The sequence below is a fragment of the Nonomuraea sp. ATR24 genome (assembly GCF_041950485.1).
GTDB classification, from domain to species: domain Bacteria; phylum Actinomycetota; class Actinomycetes; order Streptosporangiales; family Streptosporangiaceae; genus Nonomuraea; species Nonomuraea ceibae.
Genome location: NZ_JBGNUU010000047.1, coordinates 1 through 1,281 on the forward strand (window position 1 = coordinate 1; position 1,281 = coordinate 1,281).

Here is a 1,281-nt window from a genome sequence, read left to right on the forward strand (position 1 = left end):
TGAGCTTGCTCCGCTCCGACGGACACCATCGTTGTGGTGGTCAGGCCGCTGCGACTGCCTCGTAGTCGGCGGGGCTACGGTAGCCCAGGCTGCTGTGCAGGCGGTGCAGGTTGTACCAGCCCTCGATGAACTCGAAGATCGCGCTGCGGGCCGCGGCGCGGGTAGGCCAGGACCGCTGATCGAGAAGTTCGCCCTTGAGTGTGGCGAAGAACGACTCGGCCAGCGCGTTGTCCCAGCACTGACCGGTCCGTCCGACCGACAACCGCACGCCGAGCCGCCCGGCCAGTTGCGCGTAGGCGGCGCTCGTATATTGACAGCCGCGATCGGAGTGGAAAGTCACCGGCCCGCTCGGGCGGCGGCGGGCGCAGGCCTGCTGCAGAGCCTCGGCGACCAGGCCGGTGCGCAAATGATCGGCCGTCGCCCAGCCGACCACCCGGCGCGAGGCGATGTCGATCACGGTGGCCAGATACAGCCAGCCCTCCTCGGTCGGCACGTAGGTGATATCGCCGCACCAGCGCCTATCGAGTCCGGTCGGGTCCGGCGTGAAGTCGCGCTCGATCAGGTCCGGCCGCATGCTCGCGTGCGGGTCGGGGATGGTGGTGACCTGCCGGCGGCGCCGATACCGGCCGGCCAGGCCCAGGAGGCGCATCAGCCGGGCCACCCTCCGCCGGCCGCACCGCTGCCCGTCCCGCCGCAGTTGCGCGTGCACCCGCGGCGCGCCGTAACTGCCTCGTGAGCGCGCGTGCACCTCGGCGATCTGCCCGGCCAGCTCGGCATCGCGCATCGCACGCGGCCCAGGGACGGCGGTGCGGCGCGCGTAGAAGGCGGCACGGGAGACTCCCAGCAGCTCACACGCCCGCTTGACGCTGTGACCGCCCTGCTTCTCCGCCTCGATGAACGGGTGCACGCTCACCGGGTCTCCCTCACGAAGAAAGCCGTCGCCCGCTTCAGGACATCGATGTCCTCGCGCAGCCGCCGGTTCTCCCGCCGCAGCGCCGCCAGCTCCTCCCGCTCACTGCTGGTCAGCCCATCCCGCTGCCCCTCGTCGACCTCAGCCTGGCGCACCCATTGGCGCACCGCCGTCTCGGTCAGATCGAAGTCCTGAGCCACCTCACGGATCGATCGGTCGCCCCGCTGGCACAGCTCGACGATCTCGGCCTTGAACTCCGGCGTGAACGAGCGGCGAGGACGCGGCTTCTTCTTCCCCATGCTCTCCATCATGGACATCCTTCCGGGGACGAACCCCTGATCTCGGATGTCCGTCAAACCGGATCAAGCCCA

Annotated in this window: 2 protein-coding genes; both read right to left on the reverse strand. The window is 69.9% G+C overall.

From position 1 onward, the window contains the following. Nucleotides 1–40: 40 nt before the first annotated feature. On the reverse strand, nt 41–913 hold the full coding sequence (locus ACBI99_RS45760) for an IS3 family transposase (RefSeq protein WP_219520093.1): 873 nt from the start codon (nt 911–913) through the stop codon (nt 41–43). Further along, the gene (locus tag ACBI99_RS45765; protein WP_219520095.1) at nt 910–1,209 is read right to left on the reverse strand and encodes a transposase; all 300 of its coding nucleotides are present in this window, start codon (nt 1,207–1,209) and stop codon (nt 910–912) included. Before ACBI99_RS45765 ends, ACBI99_RS45760 begins: the two co-directional genes overlap by 4 nt. Between the last annotated feature and the right edge of the window lie 72 nt (nt 1,210–1,281).